A 24,389-nucleotide genomic window follows, 5' to 3' on the forward strand; every position below is an offset into this window, starting at 1 on the left:
AGTTTACCAGCCGCGCCCCTTATTCGCCCGCGGCGACCATGGGCAGGATGATGGTCACGGTCAGGCCGCCGCCTTCGCGGTTGGCCAGCGTGATGCGGCCGCCATGCGCTTCGGCGATTTCGCGCGCCAGCGCCAGGCCCAGGCCCGTGCCGCTGCGCTTGGTGGAGTAGAAGGGCACGAGGGCGTTGGTCAGCACCGCGTCGCTCATGCCCGGGCCCCGGTCCTGCACCTCGATGCGCACCATGTCCTGCACGCGCCGCACGTCCATGGTGACGCCGTTGGCCGGAGAGCCGGATTCGTGGGCGTTCTTCAGAAGATTGAGCAGGGCCTGTTCCATCTGGGCCGCGTCGAAGAGCATCTGGCCCTGCGGCGGCTCGCCGCTGCGGCGGAAGGGCACCTGCTCCGCGAGCTTGTCGAGGAAGGTGTTCCAGTCCACCGCTTCCAGGCGGGGCGATGGCAGCTTGGCGAAGCGCGCATAGCCGAGGATGAAGCTCTCCAGGTGGCGCGTGCGTTCCTCGATGGTGGCCAGGATCTGCGGCAGGCGCTCCGTCTGGCCGCGCCGCACCAGCTCCGCTCCCGAGTGCGCCAGGGATGTCAGCGGCGCGAGCGAGTTGTTGAGCTCATGGCTGATCACGCGGATCACCTTCTTCCAGGTCTGCACCTCCTGGCGCCGCAGTTCCAGCGTGAGCTGGCGCAGCAGCAGCAGCTCGTGGCGCCGCCCGTTCAGGTTGAAGCGGCGGCGGGCCAGGTGATAGACCTCTTCTTCCTCATTGTCGCCGGTGGTGAACAGCCCGTCGCCGCCGCGCTTCATGGCTTCGCGCAGCGCGGGGTTGGCATGCTCCAGCAGTTCCTGCAGGTGGTGGCCTTCCAGGCGCCGCCCTTCGTTGAGCAGGTGGCGGGCGGCGACATTGCCGTACACGATGGCGCCGCCGTCGCCCACCAGCAGCATGGCCACCGGTGTGTTCTGCACCATGGTATCCAGCAGCAGCTCGCGCTGCACAAGGTTCAGGCGCTGCTCGCGCAGCACATTGCCAAGCTGGTTGTGCGCCTCCACCAGGTCGCTCAGCTCATCGTTCTGCGGCCAGTGCAGGCTGAAGGAAAAGTCGCCGTCGCGGTAGCTGGTCACCGTGCCGCCCAGGGCGCGGTACAGGGACAGGATGGGCGCCATCTGCGCGCGGATGGTGATGAGGGACAGGGGCACCACGCACAGCAGGCTGGCGCCCAGCACCAGCCAGGGCTTGTCCGGGAAGAGGTGGTTCAGGCCGAGCGCGATAAGGATGCCGATGGTGAGCAGGGTGCCGATGAGGGCGGACCAGCGCGTCATCAGCGACAGGCGCATGCCGCGCGGGCGGCGGGACGCGGGGCGCTTGCCCCGGCTGCGCCGTTCGGCGGCTTGCGGCTCGCGTTTCATCAGGGGCGGACGATACCGAGCCGCTCCATGCGGCGATACAGGGCCTGCCGCGACAGCCCGAGATCGGCCGCCGCCTGCGCCACCACGCCGTTGGCGCGGTTCAGCGCCTGGGTGATGGTGTCCTTGTCAGGCTCGCCGTCGCCGTTCGGCGCGCTGTGGTTACCCGGCGAAACGGCGGGCAGGCCGAGCGCCGCCACGTCGATGCTGCTGCCCGGGGTGAGCAGGGTGGCGCGCGCCATCACGTTTTTCAGCTCGCGCACATTGCCCGGCCATGGGTGGGCCAGCAGCGCGGCTTCCGCGGCGGGCTGCAGGGTCTTGCCGCCGCCGAGGAAGTGGCGCGCCAGCGGCAGGATGTCCGCCGGGCGGCTGGCCAGGGGCGGCAGTTTCAGTTCGATGAGGTTGAGGCGGTAGTACAGGTCTTCGCGGAAGGTGCCCGCGCGGATCATGGCGGGCAGGTCGGCGTTGGTGGCGCTGACGACGCGCACCTTTACCTGGCGTTCGCGGTTGGAGCCCAGGCGCTCGAAGCGGCCCGTTTCCAGCACGCGCAGAAGCTTCATCTGGCCTGCCAGCGGCAGGTTGCCGATTTCGTCGAGGAAGAGGGTGCCGCCGTCCGCCGCTTCGAACTTGCCTTCGCGCGCCTTGGAAGCGCCCGTGTAGGCGCCCGCGTCGGCGCCGAACAGCTCCGCCTCGATCAGTTCCGCGGGCAGGGCGCCGCAGTTGAGCACCACGAAGGGGCCCTCGCGCACGGCGGAATTGGCCTGGATGATTTCCGCGATGCGTTCCTTGCCGGTGCCGTTCGGACCGCTGATCAGCACGGGCACGTCGGCGCGCGCGACCTGGCAGGCCAGGGTCAGCACGCGTTCGGTCGCCGGGTCGGCCCACACCATGCCGCGCAGGTCGTACTGTTCCAGCTCGCGGCGCTGGCGCAGCTCGCCCTGCAGGCGCTGGCGCAGCGCCTTGTTGGCCTGGCCAAGTTCGATCAGGTTCTTGACGGTGGCGATCAGGCGGTTGTCGTCCCAGGGCTTGGCCAGGTAGTCGGCCGCCCCGGCCTTCACCAGGTCCACCGCCGCATCGAGATGGGTCCACGCCGTCAGCAGGATGACCGGCAGGTCGGGATAGCGCTGGCGGATATCGCGGAACAGGGCCACGCCTTCCTCGCCGGACGTGGTGTCGGCGGTGAAGTTCATGTCCTGGATGACGAGGTCGATGCTGGCGCCGCGCTGCGCGAGCAGCGCCAGGCCTTCCTCGGGTGAACCCGCGCGCAGCGCGTCGATGTCGTGCAGGGAAAACAGGACTTCGAGCGCTACGGCGACTGCGGCATTGTCGTCGATGATCAGGGTAGTAGGCATGCCGTCAGCATAACATCAAAGACGGCTTCCTCAGACGACGCCGCGGGTGGCGGTGGCCGGGGAGATGCTGGCTGCGCGCCATGCCGGGCCGTACACCGCCGCCACGCCGAGGGCGAGGAAGATGGCTGCGCCGCCCAGCAGGTAGTCTGCCGGCAGGCGGGCCATTTCCAGCTTGGTCACGAGCAGCTGGTTGAGGGCGAGCGCGCCCAGCAGGCCCGCCGCCACGCCCGTCGTCGTGATCATCACGTTCTCGGTGATGAAATAGCGCAGGATGTCGGTCTTGCGCGCGCCCAGGGCGCGGCGTACGCCGATCTGCTTGCGGCGCTGCGTGACCCACAGGCTGGCCATGCCGACGATGCCGCTGGCCGTCACCAGCATCAGCAGCACGCTGACGGTGACCAGCATCCAGGACAGGCCTTTGTCCGCGCGGTAGCGGTCATTGCGGTCCTGCTCCATGGTCTTGGTGCGCACCACCACCTGGTTGTTGCCCGCCTTGCGCAGGGCTTCCTCGGCATCCTTCATCACGCGGTCGCGCTGGCCCGGCTCGGCGCGCAGCGTGAACATGGCGCGCGGCCCGCTGATGGCGCGCATCGGCTGGATGACGCTCATCTCGCCGCGTTCGCCCACCTCGGCGCCGGTGGACTGCATGCGTTCCACCACGCCCACCACGCGCACCTCGTCGGCGGTGTCGCCGGTGCCGAAGTAGAAGGGCTTGCCCAGGTAGTTGTCCGTATCGGGCCAGAGCTTCTTCGCCAGGGCCAGCGGAATGATCACCGAACGCGGAATCTCGTTGGTGTTCTTCTCGTCGATGTCCATGTACTCGGTGGGCAGGAAGTCGCGGCCCTGCACGAGGCGCAGGCCCCAGGTCTTGACCAGCGAGTCCGGCGTGAAGAACTGGCCGGCGCCCGTGTTGACCTTCTCCTGCTTGCGGTCTGCCGCCACGCCGCTGTTGCGGCCGGAGCGCGAAAGGGGCGTCTGGCTGACCTGCGCCACCGACACCACGCCCGGCACGGCGCGCAGAACCTGCGCCTGCATCTTCTGCGTTGCCAGGATTTCGTTGAAGGGCGCCTCCGTCTTCAGGTCGCCGACCCGGATGTGGATGATTTCTTCCTCTTTCTCGATGCCGGAAGGGCGCGACACCACTTCCTGGCGCACCTTCACAATATGCAGTGCATTGGACAGGATGGCCAGGCTGATGGCCACCTGCAGGGCCACCAGGATAGGGCCGGTCTTGTTGCGCATCAGCGCGGAAAGGATGGGACGGATTTCCATGGTGGTCCTCACTGGGATTTGAGTTGCAGGGCAGGCGTCACCTGGCAGGCGCGCCAGGTCGGCAGCAGGCCGGCGAGAATGGCGGAACCGACGGCCATGGCGAAGGTCACGATCAGCATGACCCAGTCCATGTGCGCCACGATGGTGAGCGCCTTGGACTGCATGGCGATCAGGGCCAGCGCGCCGAAGGAGAGCGCGAGACCGAGCACGCCGCCCACCAGGCCCACGACCGCGGTTTCGACCAGGAACTGGTGGAAGATTTCCTTGCGCGAGGCGCCAAGGGCGCGCCGCACGCCGACTTCGGAAGCGCGCACCGAGAACTTCGCCAGCAGCAGGCCGATGGTGTTCACGAGGCAGAGCACCAGGAAGCCGAAGGCCAGCCAGGCGGACAGCTTGTTGTCGTTGCCGACGATCTTCAGGTATTCCATCCACTCCATCAGGTCGAACAGCTTGTTGGGAGCATTGCGCTGCAGGCGGCCCAGCTTGCGCTGCTCGGCGGCGTAGGCGTCCAGCCAGTTCTGCAGGTCGGCGCGGTCGCTGGCCGAGCGCAGCTCGAACCAGAACTGCAGCCAGGTGCATTCCGAATCCAGGAAGGCCTGGTAGCCCGGCGCGCGGTCGGCCGTGCAGTTGGTATTGCCGCTGTTGAAGATCTCGTGCCGCGTCGCGCTGCTCAGGGGGATGAAGAATTCATCCTCGGTGCTGAAGGCGCCCGCGCCCACCACGCGGTAGAAGCGTGGGATGGGATCCCACTTGTCCATGACGCCCGTGATCAGGAACTCGTGGCCGTTCAGCTTCATGCGGCGGCCTACGGGAACCTCGTCGCCGTAGAGCTTCTCGGACAGCTTGCGGGTCAGCACGATCACGTCGGCGCCCGCCTTGTCGTCGGCTTCCGACCATGCGCCGCCGTGCAGGAAGGGCACGTCGAACATGGCGAAGAAGTCCTTGGTGGGGCCCGCGCCAGTGGCGATGAACGCGCCGACGTCCTTGCGGTCAGGCTCGATGGAGGCGCCGATGCCCATGATGGCGGTGCGGCGCTCGCCCTTGCCGGAGGCCAGCAGGCGCTGCACGTCGCCGTAGCTCAGCTGGTTGTCGTTCGGTTCGTCGCCCGGCGCGTAGCCCTTGGTCGGGCCGTTGTCGAACAGCGGCACGATCAGGCGGTTGCTCTTGTGCGGCATGGGATCGCCGGACATGACGTGCAGGATGGTGAGGGTGCTGATGCTGGCGGCCACGCCCACGGCGAGGGTCAGCACCATGAGCGCCGTCAGGGCCGGATTGCGGCGCAGGTTGCGCAGGCCCAGTTTGAAGTAGTAGCTGAACATGAACGCTCCTTAGGCCACCAGGGTCGGGGTCTTGCGCACCAGGTCGGATACCTGGCCGTCGATGATGTGCACATTGCGCTGCGAACGGGTGGCCAGCTCGGGGTCGTGGGTCACCATCAGGATCGTCGTGCCCTGGGCGTTGATCTCCTCCAGCAGCTCCATCACGCCGCGCGCCATGGCCGTGTCCAGGTTGCCGGTCGGTTCGTCGGCCAGCAGCAGCTTGGGCGAGCCGGCCAGCGCGCGCGCGATCGCCACGCGCTGCTGCTGGCCGCCGGACAGTTCGGCAGGGTAGTGCTTCATGCGCGAGGCCAGGCCCACCTTGGCCAGCGCGTCCTCGATGCGCTCCTTGCGCTCGGCGGCGTTGTAGCCGCGGTAGCGCAGCGGCACGTCCACGTTGTCGAACAGGGAGAGGTCGGGAATCAGGTTGAAGCCCTGGAAGATGAAGCCCAGCTTCTCGTTGCGCAGCTTGGAACGGGCGTTGTCGTCCATGCCCTTCACATTGATCCCGTCCAGGATGTATTCGCCGTCCGTGAATTCCTCCAGCAGGCCGGCGATGTTCAGGAAGCTGGTCTTGCCTGAGCCGGAAGGACCGGTCACGGTCACGAACTCGCCCTGCTTGACGTGGATCTCGAAGCCGCGCAGCGCGTGGGTTTCGATCATGTGGGTACGATAGACTTTGCTCAGGTTGGTCATGCGCAGCATGGTGGCCTCTCTTCTTGGAAGTGTTAGTTGTTGATCGAAACGCGCGGGGCGTTCTCGAAGGTTTCGGTGCCGGCGACAACCACTTTGTCGCCCTGTTTCAAACCGCTGATGATTTCGACTGCATTCACGCTGGTGGCGCCCATCTTGATCGGCGTGCGCACGGCCACGCCATCCTCGACGCGGTAGGCATAGCGCCCGCCCTCGGACTCCACGAAGGGGCCGCGCGGCACGATCAGCACATTCGGCTTCTCGTCGATGAGCAGGCGGGCGGACACGCGCTGGCTCTGGCGCAGGCCGTCCGGCTGCTTGCCGTCGAAACGCACGCGCGCCAGCACCTGGTTCTTCACCACTTCAGGCGACAGGGCGGAGAGCTTGCCCGTGACCTGCTTGCCGTTCACCACAATCTCGGCGGTCATGCCCAGGCCCAGGTCGTTCACATAGGTTTCCGGCACTTCCAGCTCGACCTCCAGTGCGGACAGGTCCACCAGCGTCATGAGCGGCGTGTTGGCCTGCACCACACTGCGGTTGGCGACCGACAGCGTGCCGATGAAACCATCCACCGGCGCGCGCACGGTCAGCTCGTCCACGCGGCGCTGCGCGTTGGCGAGGTTCAGCTTCTGGCGCTCCATCTGCGCCAGCTTCGTTTTCAGCTCCAGCTCCACGTTGTCTTTCTCCAGCGTAGAGGCCTGGTTCGCATGCTTGGCGCGAATCTCGGCGGCTGCAACGGCGTCCTTGGCCTTTTGCAGGTCGATCTTCGCGATGATGTCCACGTTCGACACGCTCTCGTAGCGCTGCAGCACGCGCAGCGCGGAGAGGCGTTCGATTTCGGCGGTGTCCGCGTCGCGCTGGGCCAGCAGGCGCTGCTTGCGCGCCAGGATCTGCTGGCGGCCCACTTCGGCCACCAGTTCCTGGTAAGTGGACTGTTCCTTTTTCAGTTCGTCCTGCAGGTCGGGCGACTCCAGCACGGCCAGCACGTCGCCGCGCTTCACGGTGTCGCCCGCCTTCACCTTCAGCGTCACGGTGGAAGAGGGAGCGGTCGAATACAGGGTCGGGCTGACGGCGGCGACGATGCGGCCGTTGACGGCGGCGTCGCGGATCAGCGTGCCGCGCGTGACTTCGGCAATGCGCAGGCGGGCGATGTTGACGGACTGGCTGCTGCCGGCCCAGCCGCCGTACAGATAGACGGCAGCGGCAATCAGGGCGGCGGCGCCGGCGGCGATGGCCGCATTGCGCTTGAGCTTCTGCCCCGCGGGCGCGGCAATGACTGCATCTTGATGGGATGTATCGCGAATCATGTACTTGGTCTTTTGGACAGGTGAGTGATGTCCCATCCTTATGCAGAAACCGTGCCAGCGGCTAAGTGCTTGATTTGGAAGGTTTCGTCCCTGCCGAAACAGGCGTCCGCCTGTCCGCCGCTGTCCGCCTGTCCGGGCCGCATCTTGATTGTTTGCCAAGGCAGCCCTATCTTCCTGTTTCCACCACTGCGGAGCATTTCTTGGACTATCCCTTCGCGCGCAGCGACATTGCGCGCTACGACGCGCTGACCGGCGCCCCCGTGATCGACGAGCAGACCTGGAAGGACATGCTGCTTGATTCCTATCTTGCGCTATTGAGCAGGGGCGTCAGCATCTTCGGCCAGCAGATGCTCTATCACCGCCTGCGCAGCGGCGCCGCCGACGCCGGCGGGCTGCGGACGCGGCTCGCGGACAGCGCCGGACGCGCGGACATGGAACGGGCCTGCCGCCCCTTGCGCGAGGCGGACGCGGAAGTGAGCGGCACCCTGTTCGGCGAGGCACTCGCCGCCGCTCCCCGCTGGGCGGCCTGGCTGCCCGCGCTTCCAGTGTTGCTGGCCGCAAGCATCGCATGCGGGCTTCAATGGGGACTCTGGTGGATTGCTGCGCTGGGCGTATGCGCGCTGATGCTGGCCCTGCAGGCGGTCTGGCACGACCGCATCGGCCAATGGCGGCGCGAGCTCCTTTCCCTTCGGCTGATGCTGAATGCCTGCCACGCGCTGTGGCCCGGCGACAGGGCGGCGGCCCGCCTGAGCCGCCAGCTGGCGCCTCCCGTTCTCGAACAAATGCCCCTGCTGCGCGAGTACAGCGACTGGCTCCTGCTGCGCAATGTCAGCCACTACTTCGCGAGCAGGAAGGTGGTGGCAGGCCAGCTGCCCTTCCTGCGCAGCTGCTACGTGAAGCTCGCCGCCGTCGAAGCCGACCTTGCACTGGCCCGGCATCTCGACGGCGCGGCGCGTTTCTGCTGGAGCGGGCGCGCCGATGGCCGTGAGCTGGAACTGCGCGGCCTTGTGCATCCGCTCCTGCCCGACCCGGCGCCGCTCGACCTGGCCTTGCGGGACAAGGGCGTTTTCATCTCGGGCCAGAACGGCGTGGGCAAGAGCACTTTCCTGCGCGCCGTGGGCCTGAACGCCATTGCGGCGCGCGCTTTCGGCTTCTGCTACGCGGAGGCCGCGCGCCTGCCGGACATGCCCGTCCATTCGAGCATGCAGAGCGAGGATGCGCTGGACGAAGGCGAGAGCCTCTACATTGCCGAACTGCGGCGCGCGCGCGAACTGCTGGCGATTGCGGAAGCGGGACCTTCGCTCTTCATCGTGGACGAGATCTTCCTCGGCACGAACCATCTGGAATCCGTGTCGGCGGCCACCGCGGTCATGGAAGCGCTGGCCGCACGCGGCACGGTGCTGGTCTCTTCGCACAACCTGGTCCTGGCCTCCCTGCTCAAGGAATGGCTCACACCCGTATGCGTGGCGCAGACGGAGGACGGCCTGCGCCTGCAGCCGGGCATTCTGGGCGAGACCAACGGCTTGGCGCTGCTGGCGCAGAAAGGCTTCAGCGTGGAGATCCAGAACAAGGCGGCGCGGGTCTACAGCGAGCTGCTTGGCGCTATCTAGCTTCAGCGGGGCAGCGGCTTGTCCTTGTCGATCACCTCGCGGCAGTCGCCCCTGAAGGTGGAGTTGTCGTAGTTGGACCAGCCGTAGCTGTCCACGTAGCGCTTGTGCCGCTTGAACTGCGCGCTGAGGAAGCTCCATTCCAGGCGGTCGTCCGGATAGCGGATGTCCGCCATGTCCAGCAGGGTGTGGAACATGTTTTCCGTGGCCAGCGGCGTCTTGCGGTGCCTTGCCAGCTGTTCCACCTTGTCCGGATAGCGTTCGAGGTACTGCCCGGAGTACCACACGAAGGCGGGCACGTGGAACTCGAACTGGGTATTGTGGCCGTGGAAGGCGAGGCGGCAGCTGCCGTCGTACAGCGTCTGTCCATGGTCGGCCACATACAGCATGGCCGCTGACTGTTCCCCGCCTTTCAGCGTGGCGATCACCTGGGACAGGAACCAGTCCGTATACAGGATGGAGTTGTCGTAGCTGTTGTTCAGCTGGGGCTTGATATCGAGGTCGGTGTAGACCGGCTTGTCGATGCCGAACAGCGAAGGCTTCCACTTGTCGAAGGACTGCGGGTGGCGCTGGCTGTAGTTCCAGTGGCTGCCGAGCGTGTGGAGCACGATCAGCTTCTTCGGCGACGGATCGGCCAGGGCATGGCGCAGCGGCTCGAACAGGATCTCGTCGAAGTTCGAGTTGTTGTTGAAGGTGCCCAGGTTCAGGAACTGGATCACGTCCGCCTCTTTCGCGAACACGGAAACAGGCGTGTCGAATTTGCCGAAGGAGATCTGGTTGGACAGCCACCAGGTCTTGAAGCCAGCCTCTTTGTAGGCGCTGACGAAGGACTTCTCGGTGAACCCGTCCTTCAGGCTTTGCATGGCCGGCTTGCGCGAGATGATGACGGGGACGGAGAGGCGCGTGGCCGCCACCGAGGTCACCACATCGCTCAGGGGCACCAGGTTCTCTTCCTGCGACAGCAGGGGATTGGTTTCGCGCTTGTATCCGTTCAGGCTCCAGCGGTCGTAGCGCGAGGATTCGCCCAGCACCAGGACCACCACCTCGGGCGCCGTGTCCGCGCTGGCCTGCTGCGCGCCGAAGCGGAAGCGGCTGCTGCGCTCGTCCAGCTCCGCCAGGTAGCGGCGCTCCTTGTAGAAATCGATGCCGCGCGCCATCAGGCCAAAGGGCCAGGAGCGGATGAAGGCGTCGAACTCCACCGGAACCTTGGCCCAGTGGGGCAGGGGAGGCAGGGTCCAGCCCGTCGCCGAGGCGGCGGGAACAGACGCTGGCTTGTCCGCGCTGGCGGACGCGGCAGCGGACACCGGCGCCTCCGGCTTCACCCCGAATTCCCAGCCGTATGCCCCCAGCGCGGCGAACAGGGCCAGCAGGCCCATGGCCACCCAGCGCGAGGAATCATGCCAGTCCAGTTCGCGCGTCTGGCGGGCTGCGCGGAAAGTGAGCACCCACCATGCGGCAACGGCGATCATAATCGCCAGCATGCTCCACACCTTCCGGCCGAGGAACTCCATCGCCTCCCTGGGCGAGGTTTCGGCCAGGATGCCGAGGTGGTGGGTGGAAATGCCCTGGCCGTAGAACACGATCAGGTAGATCTCGGTGGGCAGGGCCATGAAGGCCGGAATCAGGAACCAGTGAAAGCGGGCAGGGCGCTTGAACAGGGCCCAGACGGCGGCCCAGGCCACGATTTCGATGCCCAGCACCTGCCAGGCCTCCGGCACCGGCTTGCCCATCGCCAGTGGAATGAAGGGCACGGCCGACAGCGCCAGGTAGCTGAGCAGAAGAAAAAGGTGGGCGGGACGCAGCAGGAAACGCATACAGGGCAGGAATCGGAAATTGCCCGCTATTATCGGCCCAATCGGCCGGCCCGCAGCTACAGCGTGGAAAAAATGTCCCGCGCACCGTGCGCGATGCGAAGTTCAAATCCGCCTGCATTGCCGGCGCAGCTCGTCGATGAAGCTCACCGCTCGCCGGGGATTGTCGAGGGCGATATAGTCCGCTATTTCTTCCAGATCGCTGATGGCCTGCGGTAGAAGTAGCAGACTGCGCATTTCATTTGGCTGCGTCTTGCAAAGCCGCCTGGTATTTCTGCTGCAACCGGTCAAATGCCTCGTCGCCGGGCTCGGGAGTTCCGCTGTCTGCACCTTGCGCCACGAAGTCCCGCAGCTGCCGGTCGCGCTCCTCGAGCAGGCGCAGCCCTTCGGCCACGAGGTCGTCCGCGCTGAGCGCGGGCTGGTCCTGGCATTTGCTCACGATATAGTTGCTTAAATGATCACTAAGGGAAATGGTAAGTGTTGGCATGATGCGCTCCGCCCCGGCTTGGATCCGAGTATAACGTTTCTCCACTGGCACCTGCTTAATTTTTCCGCAAATCCGTTGACCGGACCATGCGGACCGTATATACTCGCGAGTTCTCAATTTAGTCTGCGCTTCGTTTACGCATTCGCTCAGCCGCCCCGCTGTGGGTGGCTTTTCGTGCCTGTGAGCCGGACCAGACAGAGATCGGTTTTAGCCCCCGGGCCCTGGGCCTGGGTTGTCAACGCTGTAATTTTGTTGGATTTAGAACGATGCCAACCATCAATCAACTGATTCGCAAACCACGTACCGCTGCGGTCGTGAAGAGCAAATCGCCGGCACTTGAAAACTGCCCGCAAAAGCGTGGCGTGTGCACCCGTGTGTACACCACCACTCCTAAGAAGCCTAACTCGGCACTGCGTAAGGTCGCCAAGGTGCGCCTGACCAACGGTTTCGAAGTCATTTCGTACATTGGCGGTGAAGGCCACAACCTGCAGGAACACAGCGTCGTGCTGCTGCGCGGCGGTCGTGTGAAAGACTTGCCAGGTGTGCGTTACCACATGGTCCGCGGCTCTCTGGATACCCAGGGCGTGAAAGACCGTAAGCAGGCTCGCTCGAAGTACGGTGCGAAGCGCGCTAAAGCAGCCAAGAAGTAATTCTGCAGTTTAATTTGAGTTGAGGCGGTCGCGAGACCGAGTAAGTGGATGGTCATGATGGCCACCGCGAGTGCCAAAACAGTGGCGCTCAACTGAAGACAGGAAGGAAATAAAATGCCACGTCGTCGTGAAGTACCCAAGCGCGAGATTCTGCCGGATCCAAAATTCGGCAACACCGAAGTCGCCAAATTCGTGAACGTTCTGATGCTGTCCGGTAAGAAATCGGTCGCAGAAAACATCATCTACGGTGCGTTCGACCACATCCAGCAAAAGTCCGGCAAGGACCCTCTGGAAGTGTTCGCCGCAGCGATCAACAACGCCAAGCCGCTGGTGGAAGTGAAGTCCCGCCGCGTCGGCGGCGCCAACTACCAGGTGCCTGTGGAAGTGCGTCCCGTGCGCCGCCTGGCCCTGTCCATGCGCTGGCTGCGCGAAGCTGCCAACAAGCGCAGCGAAAAATCCATGCCACAACGCCTCGGCGGTGAGCTGATGGAAGCTGCGGAAGGCCGCGGCGGCGCAATGAAGCGCCGTGACGAAGTGCACCGCATGGCTGAAGCGAACAAGGCGTTCTCGCACTTCCGCTTCTAAAAACTTTTGGCCGGCAGTGCCGGCCTTCGTTGTACGAGCCGGGCACATTTTTGAGTTGAAAATGCTGCCCGGTTTTGTCCATTCAAAGATTTAGGATTAATTATGGCCCGCAAGACCCCCATTGAGCGCTACCGCAACATCGGTATCTCCGCTCACATCGACGCCGGTAAGACCACCACTACCGAGCGCGTGCTGTTCTACACCGGCGTGAACCACAAGATTGGTGAAGTGCACGACGGCGCAGCCACCATGGACTGGATGGAGCAGGAACAAGAGCGCGGCATCACCATTACCTCCGCAGCGACCACCTGCTTCTGGAAGGGCATGGCCAACAACTTCCAGCCGCACCACATCAACATCATCGATACCCCGGGCCACGTGGACTTCACCATCGAGGTGGAGCGTTCCATGCGCGTGCTGGACGGCGCCTGCATGGTGTACTGCGCCGTGGGCGGCGTGCAGCCGCAGTCGGAAACCGTGTGGCGCCAGGCTAACAAGTACAAGGTGCCCCGCCTGGCCTTCGTGAACAAGATGGACCGTACCGGCGCCAACTTCTTCAAGGTCTACGAGCAGATGCGTGCCCGCCTGAAGGCCAACCCAGTCCTGATCCAGATCCCGATCGGCGCCGAAGATTCCTTCGCCGGCGTGGTCGACCTGGTCAAGATGAAGGCCATCATCTGGGACGACGCTTCCCAGGGCATGAAGTTCGACTACAAGGACATCCCATCCGAGCTGCAGGCGCAAGCGCAAGAGTGGCGCGAGAAGATGGTGGAAGCCGCCGCTGAATCCAGCGAAGAGCTGATGAACAAGTACCTGGAAGAAGGCGATCTGTCGGAAGAAGACATCAAGAAAGCCCTGCGCCAGCGCACCATCGCATCGGAAATCGTGCCGATGCTGTGCGGTACCGCGTTCAAGAACAAGGGCGTGCAGGCCATGCTCGACGCCGTGATCGAATACCTGCCGTCGCCAGTGGACATTCCGCCGGTCGCAGGCACCGACGACTCCGAGCAGCCGGCTACCCGCAAGGCCGCCGACGACGAGAAGTTCTCGGCGCTGGCATTCAAGATCATGACCGACCCGTTCGTCGGCCAGCTGGCCTTCTTCCGCGTGTACTCGGGCACCATCAACTCCGGCGACACCGTGCTGAACTCGGTGAAGAACCGCAAGGAGCGCCTGGGCCGTATTCTGCAGATGCACGCCAACCAGCGTGAAGAGATCAAGGAAGTGCGCGCTGGCGACATCGCCGCTGCCGTGGGCCTGAAAGACGTGACCACCGGTGAAACCCTGTGCGACCCGTCCTCGATGATCATCCTGGAGCGCATGGAGTTCCCTGAGCCCGTGATCCAGCAGGCCGTCGAGCCGAAGACCAAGGGCGACCAGGAAAAAATGGGCCTGGCGCTGAACCGCCTGGCACAGGAAGACCCGTCCTTCCGCGTGAAGACCGACGAAGAATCCGGCCAGACCATCATCGGCGGTATGGGCGAGCTGCACCTGGAAATTATCGTGGACCGCATGAAGCGCGAATTCGGCGTGGAAGCGACCGTCGGCAAGCCACAGGTGGCCTACCGCGAAACCATCCGCAAGACCGTGACCGACGTGGAAGGCAAGTTCGTCAAGCAGTCCGGCGGCCGCGGCCAGTACGGCCACGCCGTGCTGACCATCGAACCGCAGGAAGCAGGCAAGGGCTTCGAGTTCGTGGACGCCATCAAGGGCGGCGTGGTGCCGCGCGAGTACATCCCTGCAGTTGAAAAGGGTGTGCGCGAAACCCTGAACACCGGTGTTCTGGCAGGCTACCCAGTGGTGGACGTGAAGGTCACCCTGACCTTCGGTTCCTACCACGACGTGGACTCGAACGAAAACGCGTTCCGCATGGCCGGTTCCATGGCATTCAAGGAAGGCTGCCGTAAAGCCTCCCCGGTGATCCTGGAGCCGATGATGGCCGTGGAAGTGGAAACGCCGGAAGACTACGCCGGTACCGTGATGGGCGACCTGTCGTCCCGCCGCGGTATGGTGCAGGGCATGGACGAAATCCCGGGCGGCGGCGGCAAGATCATCAAGGCCGAAGTTCCGCTGTCCGAAATGTTCGGTTACTCGACCTCGCTGCGTTCCGCAACCCAGGGCCGTGCAACCTACACGATGGAATTCAAGCACTACTCCGAGGCGCCCAAGCACGTGATCGACGCGATCGTCACCGCTAAAGCTAAGTAATCAGTAATTGAAGGCCGGGGGCGATCCTCCCGGCCGGCAACCTTAAATCATAGTTCTAAGGAAGAATCAAAATGGCAAAAGAAAAGTTCGAGCGGACTAAACCGCACGTGAACGTTGGCACCATCGGTCACGTTGACCACGGCAAGACCACCCTGACCGCTGCAATCGCAACCGTTCTGTCGAAGAAGTTCGGCGGCGAAGCGAAAGCTTACGACCAGATCGACGCTGCTCCGGAAGAAAAAGCACGCGGCATCACCATCAACACCGCCCACGTCGAGTACGAAACCGCCGGCCGCCACTACGCCCACGTTGACTGCCCAGGCCACGCCGACTACATCAAGAACATGATCACCGGCGCAGCGCAGATGGACGGCGCGATCCTGGTGTGCTCCGCTGCTGACGGCCCCATGCCGCAGACCCGCGAACACATCCTGCTGGCCCGCCAGGTTGGCGTGCCTTACATCATCGTGTTCCTGAACAAGTGCGACCTGGTGGATGACGCCGAGCTGCTGGAACTGGTGGAAATGGAAGTGCGCGAGCTGCTGTCCAAGTACGAGTTCCCGGGCGACGACCTGCCGATCATCAAGGGTTCGGCCCGTATGGCCCTGGACGGCGACACCGGCGATCTGGGCGAGCAGGCCATCATGCGCCTGGCTGAAGCCCTGGACTCCTACATCCCGACGCCAGAGCGCGCTGTGGACGGCGCCTTCCTGATGCCAGTGGAAGACGTGTTCTCGATCTCCGGCCGCGGCACCGTGGTGACCGGCCGCGTCGAGCGCGGCATCATCAAGGTCGGCGAAGAGATCGAAATCGTCGGCATCAAGGACACCGTGAAGACCACCTGCACCGGCGTGGAAATGTTCCGCAAGCTGCTGGACCAGGGCCAGGCTGGCGACAACGTCGGTCTGCTGCTGCGCGGCACCAAGCGTGAAGACGTGGAGCGTGGCCAGGTTCTGGCCAAGCCGGGCTCGATCAAGCCGCACAACCACTTCACCGGCGAGATCTATGTTCTGTCGAAGGATGAAGGCGGCCGTCACACCCCGTTCTTCAACAACTACCGTCCTCAGTTCTACTTCCGTACCACGGACGTGACCGGTTCCATCGAGCTGCCAGCCGACAAGGAAATGGTGATGCCTGGCGATAACGTGTCGATCACCGTCAAGCTGATCAACCCGATCGCCATGGAAGAAGGCCTGCGCTTCGCCATCCGCGAAGGCGGCCGTACCGTGGGCGCCGGCGTGGTTGCCAAGATCATCGCTTAATTAAGCTTTGATTGAAGCGGGGCCGACCTGTGATATCATGTCGGCCCCGCTAGCAGTACTTTATACATTGCCGGGACCCGATTCCGGTTCGTTCTTTTAAGGAAATAGCATGTCCGCTCCAAACCAGAAAATCCGCATTCGCCTGAAGGCTTTCGACTACAAACTGATCGACCAGTCCGCTCTGGAAATCGTCGACACCGCCAAGCGCACCGGCGCCGTGGTAAAAGGCCCAGTTCCTCTGCCGACCCGCATCCAGCGTTACGACGTGCTGCGTTCCCCGCACGTGAACAAGACCTCGCGCGACCAGTTCGAAATCCGCACCCACCAGCGTCTGATGGACATCGTGGACCCGACCGACAAGACCGTTGACGCGCTGATGAAGCTGGACCTGCCAGCCGGCGTGGACGTCGAAATCAAACTGCAGTAATCGAATTGCGGCAGGATGGCGCAAGCCATCCGCCAGGAAAAGCCGGCCCCGCTCACGCGGGCCGGCTTTTTTGTTAATAAGTGTTTACTTAGGAATCCTGAGTAATGTAGAATGGTTTTATGGAAATTAAACCGGAAACGCCGTGGGACGGCACGCCAGACCTTTCGGCCCGCATCATTGTGGCCTTGGGCCGCATTTCGAGCGTGCTGCGGGCCGGCGTGTGGGAGTTCGCGACAGCTGAAAACCTGAATCCGGCGCAGGCCGAAATCCTGCAGCTGCTCCGGGGCCGCACGCATGGGGTAAGGCTGTCCTGGCTGGCGACCCAGCTGTCGGTATCGCCTGCGAGCGCCAGCGATTCCGTGGCTGCCCTCGTGCAGAAAGGGCTGGTGCGCAAGGACCGCGCGGACGACGACCAGCGCGCGCGGGCCCTGTGGCTGACGGAGCAGGGCAGCGCTCTGGCGGACAGGATGGCCAAGGCCCTGGGCTTTGCGGACGATGCCGCTGCCGCTCTCGACCGCCAGGTCCAGCAGAACCTGCTGGTCGGCCTGTTCAAACTGATTGCCGAATTGCAGAAGACCGACCGCTTCCCCGCCATGCGCGCCTGCCTGTCCTGCCGCTTCTTCGAAGCCAACGCCTTCCCGGGCAGCCCGGCGCCGCATCACTGTGGCCTCGTGAAGGCTCCCCTGCCGATCGCCTTCCTGCGCATCGACTGTGCCGAGCACGAACCGGCGGACGCGCTCACGGAGCGCAGAAACTGGGCAAGCTTCGCCTGAAATTTTTTTGAAGTCTATCTTTAGGACTCCTACTGATAAGTGCCTGGCCCGCCTTGTCAGTCCCCCAACGGCCACATGAAAGGAAATCGTATGTCCCGCGTAGAACTTCTCTCTTCCGAAAACGCTCCCGGCGCATCGCGCCAACTGCTGGAGCAAGTGCATGGCGCCTTCGGCGCGACACCGAACATGTTCCGCGCCGTCGCTAACTCGCCAGCGGCGCTTGCGAGCATGTGGGGCAGCTTCGGCGCCCTTGGCGGCAGCACGCTGGGCGCGAAGCTGGGCGAGCAGATCGCCGTGGCGGTCGCCGATCTGAACGACTGCGAATACTGCCTGGCTGCGCACACTGTCCTTGGCCGCAAGGCTGGCGCAAGCGCCGAGGAAATGGCGGCAGCGCAGGCTGGCCAGTCGCACGATCCGAAAACCGCTGCGGCGCTGAGCTTCGCCAGCAAGGTGGTAAAGCAGCGCGCAAAGATTGGGGCAGACGATGTCGCGGCGCTGCGCCAGGCTGGTTATGGCGATGGCGAGATCGTGGAAATCATGGCCCACATCGCGCTCAATCTCTTCACGAACTATGTGAACGTCGCCTTCGCCGTGCCGGTCGACTTCCCGCAAGTGAAGCTGAGCGCCAAATGATCCCGGGGACCGCGGGCTGCCAAGCTAGCGGTTTGCTGCCGCGGAGGCGCTCGCGATCCCGACTTCCGCGAGGGCCTCGATGATGTCGGGTATGCGTTGCGGCCCTCGCCAGCCGTGCAATGTCCGCTTCAGCACACCGTCCTTGAAGAAGTAGAAGACCGGGGTCTCCTTCGTGTCCAGTTCGGGCCATTGACTGTTCTGGTGCAGAACGCTCATTGGAAACTTCGGGTGATCCTTGTTCCAGTCATGCCAAAGCTTGAGCGTCAGGTCGCCGGTCTGCGGAATGACCCATGTGCTGTAACGCTGAAGCGTGTCGGCAAGGGCGGCGTTCTGCGCGAGATCGCTTGCCGCCCTGGGTGTGAAATGGCATTGCGGGTGGCCGACGACAAGCACATAGCCTCCCTTCGGAAACGCGAAGGATTGCATCGACAGGCCTGAGTCCTTGGCTACATGGAGCGCCCGGTCCACTCCTTCCGATGCGGGCAGCGCGAGGACATCGCTCGCAAGACCGTGCCTTCGCTTGAAGCGCTCGAGGTGCTCACCCAGATGGGCGGCCGCAAATGCTTGGAGCACGCGCGCCCCGTCTTCGGAAGTCAGCTTTCCCCGGCGGGCCAGTTCATCGGCCGCCGCTTCCAGGCGTTCGGCAGCCTGTCGACCGGGCACGTACGAGGCCACGATGTACAAGGCCTTGAACAGTTGCGCCAGATCGCCGGTGGCCATGCTTTGCGGCTGCAATTGCGACATCGTCGCCAGCGATTTCCTGCAATACTCGTCCACGCCAATGTCCATGCTCTGCGCCAGCTCGCCGTAGCGCTTCAGGAACTCCTGCACGACGCTGGCGGCCTGCGCTGACGGATTGAAAGCCAGCCCAGCAAGCAGCAATGAGGCAGACATCAGCAAGGCGCGGGTTCTCATGATCGTGGGCCCTCAGGCTGGTTTGTTAAGCATCAGCCAGAATACGGCGACGAGAGCGCTGAAAGCGGGAATGCCAAGCAGGACCCACAGCCGCGCATGCTGCCAATACAGCGGCGGCAGCGGCTCGCCTGAGGCATCGGCGGCCCGTGCGATGTCGCGCATCCGGATCTGGAGCCAGACCACGGGAAGCCAGCAGGCGCCTGCCAGCAGGTAGAGAAGCAGCGAATACAGAAGCCAGGCGCTGGTCAGGGGATATCCTGCGACCAGCGCCATGGCGATGCCTGTCACTGGCTGCACGATCACGGCGGGCGTGGTGAAAATCCAGTCGGCCAGCACCGTGCGTTCGGTGACGATGCGGATGGCGCGCACGTCGCCGCTGCGGTCCGTGATCCACTTGAAGAAGGCGATGCCCATGCCTGTCCCGAAGAGGACAGTGGAGCTGAGGACGTGCAGGAGCTTCAGCAGCATGTAGAGGCTCATGCGGGGACCTCGCGCACATCGAGGCCCTTCAGCGCGCCCAGGTATTCCTCCACGCTGAGCAATCCAACGCAGGGCATGGCGCCGCGCGGCAGCGCATCGCCGCGTGCGAGCTTGCGGGCCAGTGCAATGGCGGCCCCGCAGGGAATGTGCGGCCCGTGGTTGCGCGCTGCCAGCACATGCCAGTGCAAGGCGAGCGGCGCGCCATCGTGGCCGACGCCCTCCATCTCCACGAACATGCCGCCCTTGTCGCTGACCAGCGGCTCCATCCAGCGGGCGATGCGGTGCAGAGGGCGCGCCCAGCTGCGCATGCTGCGCAGCAGCCCGAAGCGCACGCCTTGCGCGCCTGCCCATACGACGAGGTGGCCGAGCATGCTGGCGAAGCCCGCCTGAAAGCTCACGGAACGAAGCTGGGGATAGCGCTGAGGGAACAGCACGAGGTCGGGCACGTCGCAGGCGCCCAGCAGGCGGTTGCCGACTGGATGGGGAAAGCGGTAGCGCTCCAGGCCCAGCCAGCCGCGCGCGGAACGCCATTGGCCGTCGTGCAAGCGAGTAAAAGGTTTGCCGCAATAGGAGAAGATGCCCGTCATGGTCGCCAGCCCCGGCGAGCGCGCGCCCGAGGCGATGCCGTGCCGTATGCGCTCCAGGCGGGCGAAGCGCGGCGCGTAGCGGTCCACCACCGCGGAAGACAGGGCGGGAAGTGAACTGGCGCCGCTGGTCACCAGTACACCCCGTGCGGCCGCTTCCGCATTCAGGCTGCCGATATTGGCAACGAAGTCGCGCCCATCGGCCAGGTCGATATAGTTGGCGCCTGCCGCGATGGCGGCCTTCGCAACAGCGTAATCCTGCCCCTGGAATGGTCCCGCGGTATGGATCACCGTGTTCACCTGCAGCTCGGCCAGGCGCTGCGCCAGCGCAGGATCGCGCGCATCAATCCCGACGGCGTGGGTGTGACCGAGCCCCAACTCGTCGCACAAGGATCGCGCCTTCGCGAGCTGGCGCCCGCCTATCAGCAGGCGAATATCTTCGTTCCCATGCAGCGCAGCGCAAATCCGCCCGCCGAAAAATCCGTAGCCACCCAGAACGAGTATTGTGTGCATCAGCCGATTATAAGCCTGATCAATTCCCCTCTGCCGTGGTCAGCAGGCGCAGACCGAGCGCGCCGACGGCGACAGCTGCGAACCGGTCGATGAGTGTTTTCGAGCGCAGGTAGAGCGCGCGGGGCGCTTTGCTCGAAAAGCAGAGTGCTACGGTGCCATACCAGCCCGCCTCGACGCAGAATACCAGCACAGGCAATGCCACCGTTATCCAGAAGGGAGGGCGGGCTGGTAGCAGGGCAGCGAAAATACTGCCGTAGACCAGCGCTGTTTTGGGGTTGGTGAGCTGGGTGCCCAAGCCTGTGCGGAATGAGCGCAACAGCGAGCGCTGCGCCTCCAGTGCGTCCTCGTTCATGACCAGGGGCTTCGGAGCTCCCCGCCAGATTTGCCATGCAAGGTAGAGCAGGTAGGCGCCGCCAGCGGCCTTCAATATGGCGTACAGCCATCCGACTGTGGCCAGCAGCGAATATAGGCCCAGTACGGCGAGAAGACTGAACAGCATCCCTCCGGCACCCATGCCCGCTGCGGTAGCGAGGCCGTCGCCGCGCGACAGGCCAACAGCATTGCGTGCCACCAGCACAAAGCTGGGACCAGGGCTCATTGCGCCAAGCAGCAGGGCGGCCAGAATTGCGCCGAGTGCGCCGAGTGTCGTCATGTGCGTCTCCATGAATGTGGTGGAGCTCGAGTATGACGTGCGGCGTGTTGATAAGATAGCGCACCGATCGATATGGAGGTGTGAATATGGATCACAGCAAAGAATCACGGCCGCCCTTGGCCAACCTCGAAACAGTGTGCCTGGTTGCGCGTACCGGCTCGCTGACCGCGGCGGCCGGCCACGCGGGTTTGACTCATGGGGCGGTCAGCCGCCGGGTAGCGGCAGTGGAGAATTGGCTGGGGACAGCCCTGTTCGAGCGCCACGGGCGGGGTGTGCGGCTTACGCCTGAAGGGCAGCGCCTGGTTGCACGCTTCGATCAGGCCTTCGGCATTATTGACGCGGCGGCCGACCAGTGGCGGCTCCGCGGCGGCACAGGAGTGGTCAAGCTAAGCGCGGGCGCTTCCTTCGCACGGCTATGGCTCCTGCAGCGCCTGCGGCAGATCGAAGAAGGCGAACCGCGTCTCCGCATTGAGCTGCAGATCGGCTATCTGAATGCCGATGTGGCGGCAGGCGAGGCCGACATGGCGGTGCGCTATGGGACAGGCCAGTGGCCCGGAGTCGATGCGGAGCTTCTCATGAGCGAACAGCTGTTTCCCGTTGCGAGTCCGGCGCTGGCGGCGAAGGCCAACCGCGCGAGTGGCGCCGGCCTGCTCGACTTCCCCTTGCTCCACGACTCTGACCTGAGCGGGTGGCGGGCATGGGCCTCGGAACACGGCGTTGCACTTCGGCCGCGCAGCCAGGACCGCCGTTTCGAGGACTATTCCACGGTGCTCGCAGCTGCCGAGGCGGGACTTGGCTTGGCACTCGCGCGGTCCCCACTGGCAAACGATTTTCTGGCGCGCGGAACTCTGGTGCGCGTGAAACGAGCCCAGGTTCCCAATCCCCTGTCCTTCTATCTCGTCACAGCGCGCAAGGAGCAGCGCCCCGCCGTGCTTGCCGCCATTAGCCGTATCAAGGCCTTACTTTGATGGCCTGCGTCAGACTGTTGTGAACGCGACATTGGAGAGTGTGAAATAAAGTTGTCTGATAGCTAGTGCGGAGTACAATGGCCCTGTTTGGTCATCGCCCGGACTTCATGAGAACACTGCTCAGCGTCGCCGCCCTTGCTGTCTCCTGCGCCATGCCCGCCCTTGCCGGGACGCCGCTGCCATACATGCCCCCTGCCTCGCAGGGCATCTCCCCGGACCGCCTGCACCGCGTCGATACCTTCGTCGAGCAGGCCATCCAGCGCAATGACTACCTGGGCGCCGTCGTGCTGGTGCTGCGCAACGGGAAGGTAGTGGACTTCAACGCTTACGGCCACCGCGACCTGGCGCGCAGCGAGCCGCTGCAGCGCGATGCGATTTTCCGCATCCGCTCGATGACGAAGACCATCACGGCAGCCGCGATCCTCATCCTCATGGAAGAGGGCAAGCTGGTGCTGGACGATCCGGTGTCGAAATACATTCCCGAGTTCGCGGACACGCGCGTGTTCGCTGGCGGTTCGGCCGAGGTGCCGGAAACCCGCCCGCCCACGCGCCCGATCACCATCCGCCAGCTGCTCACGCACACACCGGGCTTTGCTTCCTACGGCGACCGCAGCCTGCCGGTCAACCGCATCTTCGACGCAGCGGACCTGGAGAGCTCCCCGGATCTCGACACCTTCGTGAAGCGCCTGGCTAGGCTGCCGCTCGCCCACGAGCCCGGCGACGAGTTCCATTACGACGGTACGGCCACGGTGGTGGCGGGCCGCATCGTGGAGGTGCTGTCCGGCATGCGCTTCGACGCCTTCCTGCACAAGCGCCTGTTCCGTCCCCTGCAGATGCCGGACACCTGCTTTGTGGTGCCGCCGTCCAAGCGCGCCCGCGTGGTGGACATGACGACCACGGATGCCAGCGGGCGCCTCAGCGCCACGGCGCCGGGAACGGTGGTGGAAGGCGGCGCGCGCCAGAACCCGTATATCAGCGGCGCGGGCGGCCTGTATTCCACGGCCGGCGACTACGCCCGCTTCGCCCAGATGCTGCTGAACGGCGGCCGCCTGGATGGCGTGCAGATCCTCGGCCGCAAGAGCGTGGAAATGATGATGTCCAACCACCTCACCCACCTGAACCCGCCAGTCCACGAGTACAGTCCGGCGGAAGGCTTCGGTTTGGGCGGCGCCGTGGTGCTGGACGTCGCGCGGCGGGGGCGCCTGGGTTCGGTCGGCCAGTTCGGCTGGTCCGGTTCTGCCTCCACCTATTACACGATCGACCCGAAGGAAAAACTGGTTGCACTGCTCATGATGCAACACTTGCCGCAGGGCTTAGGCAACGATCCAGTCAAGTTAAACGTTAAATTTTTTAATCTGGTGTACCAATCGTTGATCAAATGATACATAATCGGATGCCCCTATAAGGATAACGAAATGGCAACGATGAAGCAGGTGGCGGAACGCGCAGGCGTCTCTACCACGACGGTATCTCATGTCCTGAACAACACGCGCGCGGTGAGCGAGGACGTCAAGGAGCGCGTGCGCGCGGCCATGGCCGAGATGCGCTACATCCCCAGCGCCGTGGCCCGCAGCCTGAAGAACGACAAGACGCACACCATCGGGATGATGATCCCGAATAACACGAATCCCTACTTCGCCGAGCTGATCCGCGGGATCGAGGACGCGTCCTTCAAGCAGGGCTACAACGTCATCCTCTGCAACGCCTACGACGACACGCGCAAGCAGTCGGCCTACCTGCAGGTGCTGATGGAAAAGCGGATCGACGGCCTGATCCTCGTGGCCTCGGGCGCGGACGACGAGCTCTCCACCCGCCTGCAGCACCAGCCCATTCCCACCGTGCTGGTGGACCGGGAAGTGGAGGGCGTGCAGGCCGACTTCGTGGAAGCCAACCACGAAGAGGGCGGCTACCTCGCCACCAAATACCTGATCGAGCTGGGCCACAAGGATATCGCCTGCGTGTCCGGCCCCATCGACCTGCTGCCTTCGCGCGCCCGCGTGGAAGGCTACCTGCGCGCCCTGAAGGAAGCGGGCCTGCGCTTCCGCCTGGACTACCTCGTGCGGAGCGACTTCACCAGCGAAGGCGGCTTCCAGGCCTTCCGCCAGCTGCTCTCCCTGAACAAGCCCCCAACGGCGATCTTTGCCAGCAACGACCTGATGGCGATCGGCGGCATCTGCGCGGCCAGCGCGGCGGGCGTGCGGGTGCCGGATCAGCTTTCCGTTATCGGCTACGACGATATCGCGCTGGCATCCTTCACCACGCCGCCGCTGACCACCATGGCCCAGCCGAAGTACGAGATGGGCGAGCTGACGGCCCGCGTGCTGCTCGACCGCGTATCCGGCCGCAGCCAGCCCCTGCGCCGCGAAATGCTGCATACGCAGCTGGTAGTCCGGCAATCGACGGCGGCTCCCCGTTAACCGAAAAGCCACATTCCGAAAGAATGTAATTGACTTGAGAGCGTAGCCGAGGTTCAATAGCAATCGTTT

The 24,389-nt window shown here is 64.4% G+C and carries 24 protein-coding genes; 11 read left to right on the forward strand and 13 right to left on the reverse strand.

Going from position 1 to position 24,389, the window contains the following annotated elements; genetic code table 11:
• Positions 1-19: 19 nt before the first annotated feature.
• The 6 genes from LSQ66_RS23505 to LSQ66_RS23530 are packed head-to-tail and all read right to left on the reverse strand — an operon-like array spanning position 20 to position 7,348.
• Positions 20-1,411 carry a sensor histidine kinase gene (locus LSQ66_RS23505; protein WP_231767584.1) on the reverse strand — a complete coding sequence of 464 codons (1,392 nt, stop codon included), beginning with the start codon at positions 1,409-1,411 and terminating at the stop codon, positions 20-22.
• On the reverse strand, positions 1,411-2,760 hold the full coding sequence (locus tag LSQ66_RS23510; protein ID WP_231767585.1) for a sigma-54-dependent transcriptional regulator: 1,350 nt from the start codon (positions 2,758-2,760) through the stop codon (positions 1,411-1,413). The genes LSQ66_RS23505 and LSQ66_RS23510 overlap by 1 nt, the downstream gene beginning before the upstream one ends.
• A gap of 30 nt (positions 2,761-2,790) precedes the next feature.
• Entirely contained in the window at positions 2,791-4,032 is a 1,242-nt protein-coding gene (locus LSQ66_RS23515) for an ABC transporter permease (RefSeq protein WP_231767586.1), read from the reverse strand.
• Positions 4,033-4,040: 8 nt separating this feature from the next.
• Entirely contained in the window at positions 4,041-5,351 is a 1,311-nt protein-coding gene (locus tag LSQ66_RS23520; protein WP_231767587.1) for an ABC transporter permease, read from the reverse strand.
• Between the two features lie 9 nt (positions 5,352-5,360).
• The gene (locus LSQ66_RS23525) at positions 5,361-6,053 is read right to left on the reverse strand and encodes an ABC transporter ATP-binding protein (protein WP_231767588.1); all 693 of its coding nucleotides are present in this window, start codon (positions 6,051-6,053) and stop codon (positions 5,361-5,363) included.
• A 23-nt stretch (positions 6,054-6,076) separates the two neighbouring features.
• On the reverse strand, positions 6,077-7,348 hold the full coding sequence (locus LSQ66_RS23530) for an efflux RND transporter periplasmic adaptor subunit (protein WP_231767589.1): 1,272 nt from the start codon (positions 7,346-7,348) through the stop codon (positions 6,077-6,079).
• Between the two features lie 200 nt (positions 7,349-7,548).
• Between LSQ66_RS23530 and LSQ66_RS23535 the strand changes: the two genes are divergently transcribed.
• Complete coding sequence (locus LSQ66_RS23535) at positions 7,549-8,958, forward strand: MutS-related protein (RefSeq protein WP_231767590.1); 1,410 nt, start codon at positions 7,549-7,551, stop codon at positions 8,956-8,958.
• A 2-nt stretch (positions 8,959-8,960) separates the two neighbouring features.
• Here the strand turns inward: LSQ66_RS23535 and LSQ66_RS23540 are convergent, their stop codons facing one another.
• The 3 genes from LSQ66_RS23540 to LSQ66_RS23550 all read right to left on the reverse strand — a co-directional run bounded on the left by LSQ66_RS23540 (position 8,961) and on the right by LSQ66_RS23550 (position 11,253).
• Entirely contained in the window at positions 8,961-10,769 is a 1,809-nt protein-coding gene (locus LSQ66_RS23540) for a phosphoethanolamine transferase (RefSeq protein ID WP_231767591.1), read from the reverse strand.
• Positions 10,770-10,871: 102 nt separating this feature from the next.
• Positions 10,872-11,003 (reverse strand): type II toxin-antitoxin system RelE/ParE family toxin, encoded by a 132-nt coding sequence (locus tag LSQ66_RS23545; RefSeq protein ID WP_231767592.1) that lies wholly within the window; start codon positions 11,001-11,003, stop codon positions 10,872-10,874.
• Between the two features lies 1 nt (position 11,004).
• The gene (locus LSQ66_RS23550) at positions 11,005-11,253 is read right to left on the reverse strand and encodes a ribbon-helix-helix domain-containing protein (RefSeq protein ID WP_231767593.1); all 249 of its coding nucleotides are present in this window, start codon (positions 11,251-11,253) and stop codon (positions 11,005-11,007) included.
• A gap of 266 nt (positions 11,254-11,519) precedes the next feature.
• Between LSQ66_RS23550 and rpsL the strand changes: the two genes are divergently transcribed.
• The 7 genes from rpsL (at position 11,520) to LSQ66_RS23585 (ending at position 17,791) form a co-directional block, all read left to right on the forward strand.
• A complete protein-coding gene (rpsL, locus tag LSQ66_RS23555; RefSeq protein WP_231767594.1) occupies positions 11,520-11,903 on the forward strand; it encodes a 30S ribosomal protein S12 in 384 nt (127 codons plus the stop codon).
• Positions 11,904-12,017: 114 nt separating this feature from the next.
• Positions 12,018-12,488, forward strand: a complete 471-nt coding sequence (gene rpsG, locus LSQ66_RS23560) for a 30S ribosomal protein S7 (RefSeq protein ID WP_050409780.1) — start codon at positions 12,018-12,020, stop codon at positions 12,486-12,488.
• A gap of 102 nt (positions 12,489-12,590) precedes the next feature.
• A complete protein-coding gene (gene fusA, locus LSQ66_RS23565; protein ID WP_231767595.1) occupies positions 12,591-14,696 on the forward strand; it encodes an elongation factor G in 2,106 nt (701 codons plus the stop codon).
• A 71-nt stretch (positions 14,697-14,767) separates the two neighbouring features.
• Positions 14,768-15,958 carry an elongation factor Tu gene (gene tuf / locus LSQ66_RS23570; protein ID WP_231767596.1) on the forward strand — a complete coding sequence of 397 codons (1,191 nt, stop codon included), beginning with the start codon at positions 14,768-14,770 and terminating at the stop codon, positions 15,956-15,958.
• A gap of 109 nt (positions 15,959-16,067) precedes the next feature.
• Positions 16,068-16,385, forward strand: a complete 318-nt coding sequence (gene rpsJ / locus LSQ66_RS23575; RefSeq protein WP_028101676.1) for a 30S ribosomal protein S10 — start codon at positions 16,068-16,070, stop codon at positions 16,383-16,385.
• A 119-nt stretch (positions 16,386-16,504) separates the two neighbouring features.
• Positions 16,505-17,158 (forward strand): MarR family winged helix-turn-helix transcriptional regulator, encoded by a 654-nt coding sequence (locus LSQ66_RS23580; protein ID WP_231767597.1) that lies wholly within the window; start codon positions 16,505-16,507, stop codon positions 17,156-17,158.
• Between the two features lie 90 nt (positions 17,159-17,248).
• Positions 17,249-17,791, forward strand: a complete 543-nt coding sequence (locus tag LSQ66_RS23585) for a carboxymuconolactone decarboxylase family protein (protein WP_231767598.1) — start codon at positions 17,249-17,251, stop codon at positions 17,789-17,791.
• Between the two features lie 24 nt (positions 17,792-17,815).
• Here the strand turns inward: LSQ66_RS23585 and LSQ66_RS23590 are convergent, their stop codons facing one another.
• The 4 genes from LSQ66_RS23590 to LSQ66_RS23605 are packed head-to-tail and all read right to left on the reverse strand — an operon-like array spanning position 17,816 to position 20,935.
• Positions 17,816-18,706 carry a hypothetical protein gene (locus LSQ66_RS23590; RefSeq protein ID WP_231767599.1) on the reverse strand — a complete coding sequence of 297 codons (891 nt, stop codon included), beginning with the start codon at positions 18,704-18,706 and terminating at the stop codon, positions 17,816-17,818.
• Between the two features lie 12 nt (positions 18,707-18,718).
• Positions 18,719-19,186 (reverse strand): DUF2269 family protein, encoded by a 468-nt coding sequence (locus tag LSQ66_RS23595; RefSeq protein WP_231767600.1) that lies wholly within the window; start codon positions 19,184-19,186, stop codon positions 18,719-18,721.
• Complete coding sequence (locus LSQ66_RS23600; RefSeq protein ID WP_231767601.1) at positions 19,183-20,283, reverse strand: saccharopine dehydrogenase family protein; 1,101 nt, start codon at positions 20,281-20,283, stop codon at positions 19,183-19,185. Before LSQ66_RS23600 ends, LSQ66_RS23595 begins: the two co-directional genes overlap by 4 nt.
• A 19-nt stretch (positions 20,284-20,302) precedes the next feature.
• On the reverse strand, positions 20,303-20,935 hold the full coding sequence (locus LSQ66_RS23605) for a LysE family translocator (protein ID WP_231767602.1): 633 nt from the start codon (positions 20,933-20,935) through the stop codon (positions 20,303-20,305).
• Positions 20,936-21,021: 86 nt separating this feature from the next.
• Here LSQ66_RS23605 and LSQ66_RS23610 point away from each other — a divergent pair, with 86 nt between their 5' ends.
• The 3 genes from LSQ66_RS23610 (at position 21,022) to LSQ66_RS23620 (ending at position 24,320) form a co-directional block, all read left to right on the forward strand.
• On the forward strand, positions 21,022-21,903 hold the full coding sequence (locus LSQ66_RS23610; protein ID WP_231767603.1) for a LysR substrate-binding domain-containing protein: 882 nt from the start codon (positions 21,022-21,024) through the stop codon (positions 21,901-21,903).
• Positions 21,904-22,010: 107 nt separating this feature from the next.
• Positions 22,011-23,285: a serine hydrolase domain-containing protein gene (locus LSQ66_RS23615; RefSeq protein ID WP_231767604.1), complete on the forward strand. Its 1,275-nt coding sequence runs from the start codon at positions 22,011-22,013 to the stop codon at positions 23,283-23,285.
• 33 nt (positions 23,286-23,318) lie between these two features.
• The gene (locus LSQ66_RS23620; protein WP_231767605.1) at positions 23,319-24,320 is read left to right on the forward strand and encodes a LacI family DNA-binding transcriptional regulator; all 1,002 of its coding nucleotides are present in this window, start codon (positions 23,319-23,321) and stop codon (positions 24,318-24,320) included.
• Positions 24,321-24,389: the final 69 nt, after the last annotated feature.

Source organism: Massilia endophytica, from assembly GCF_021165955.1.
In the GTDB taxonomy this organism is placed as follows: Bacteria; Pseudomonadota; Gammaproteobacteria; order Burkholderiales; family Burkholderiaceae_D; genus Rugamonas; species Rugamonas endophytica.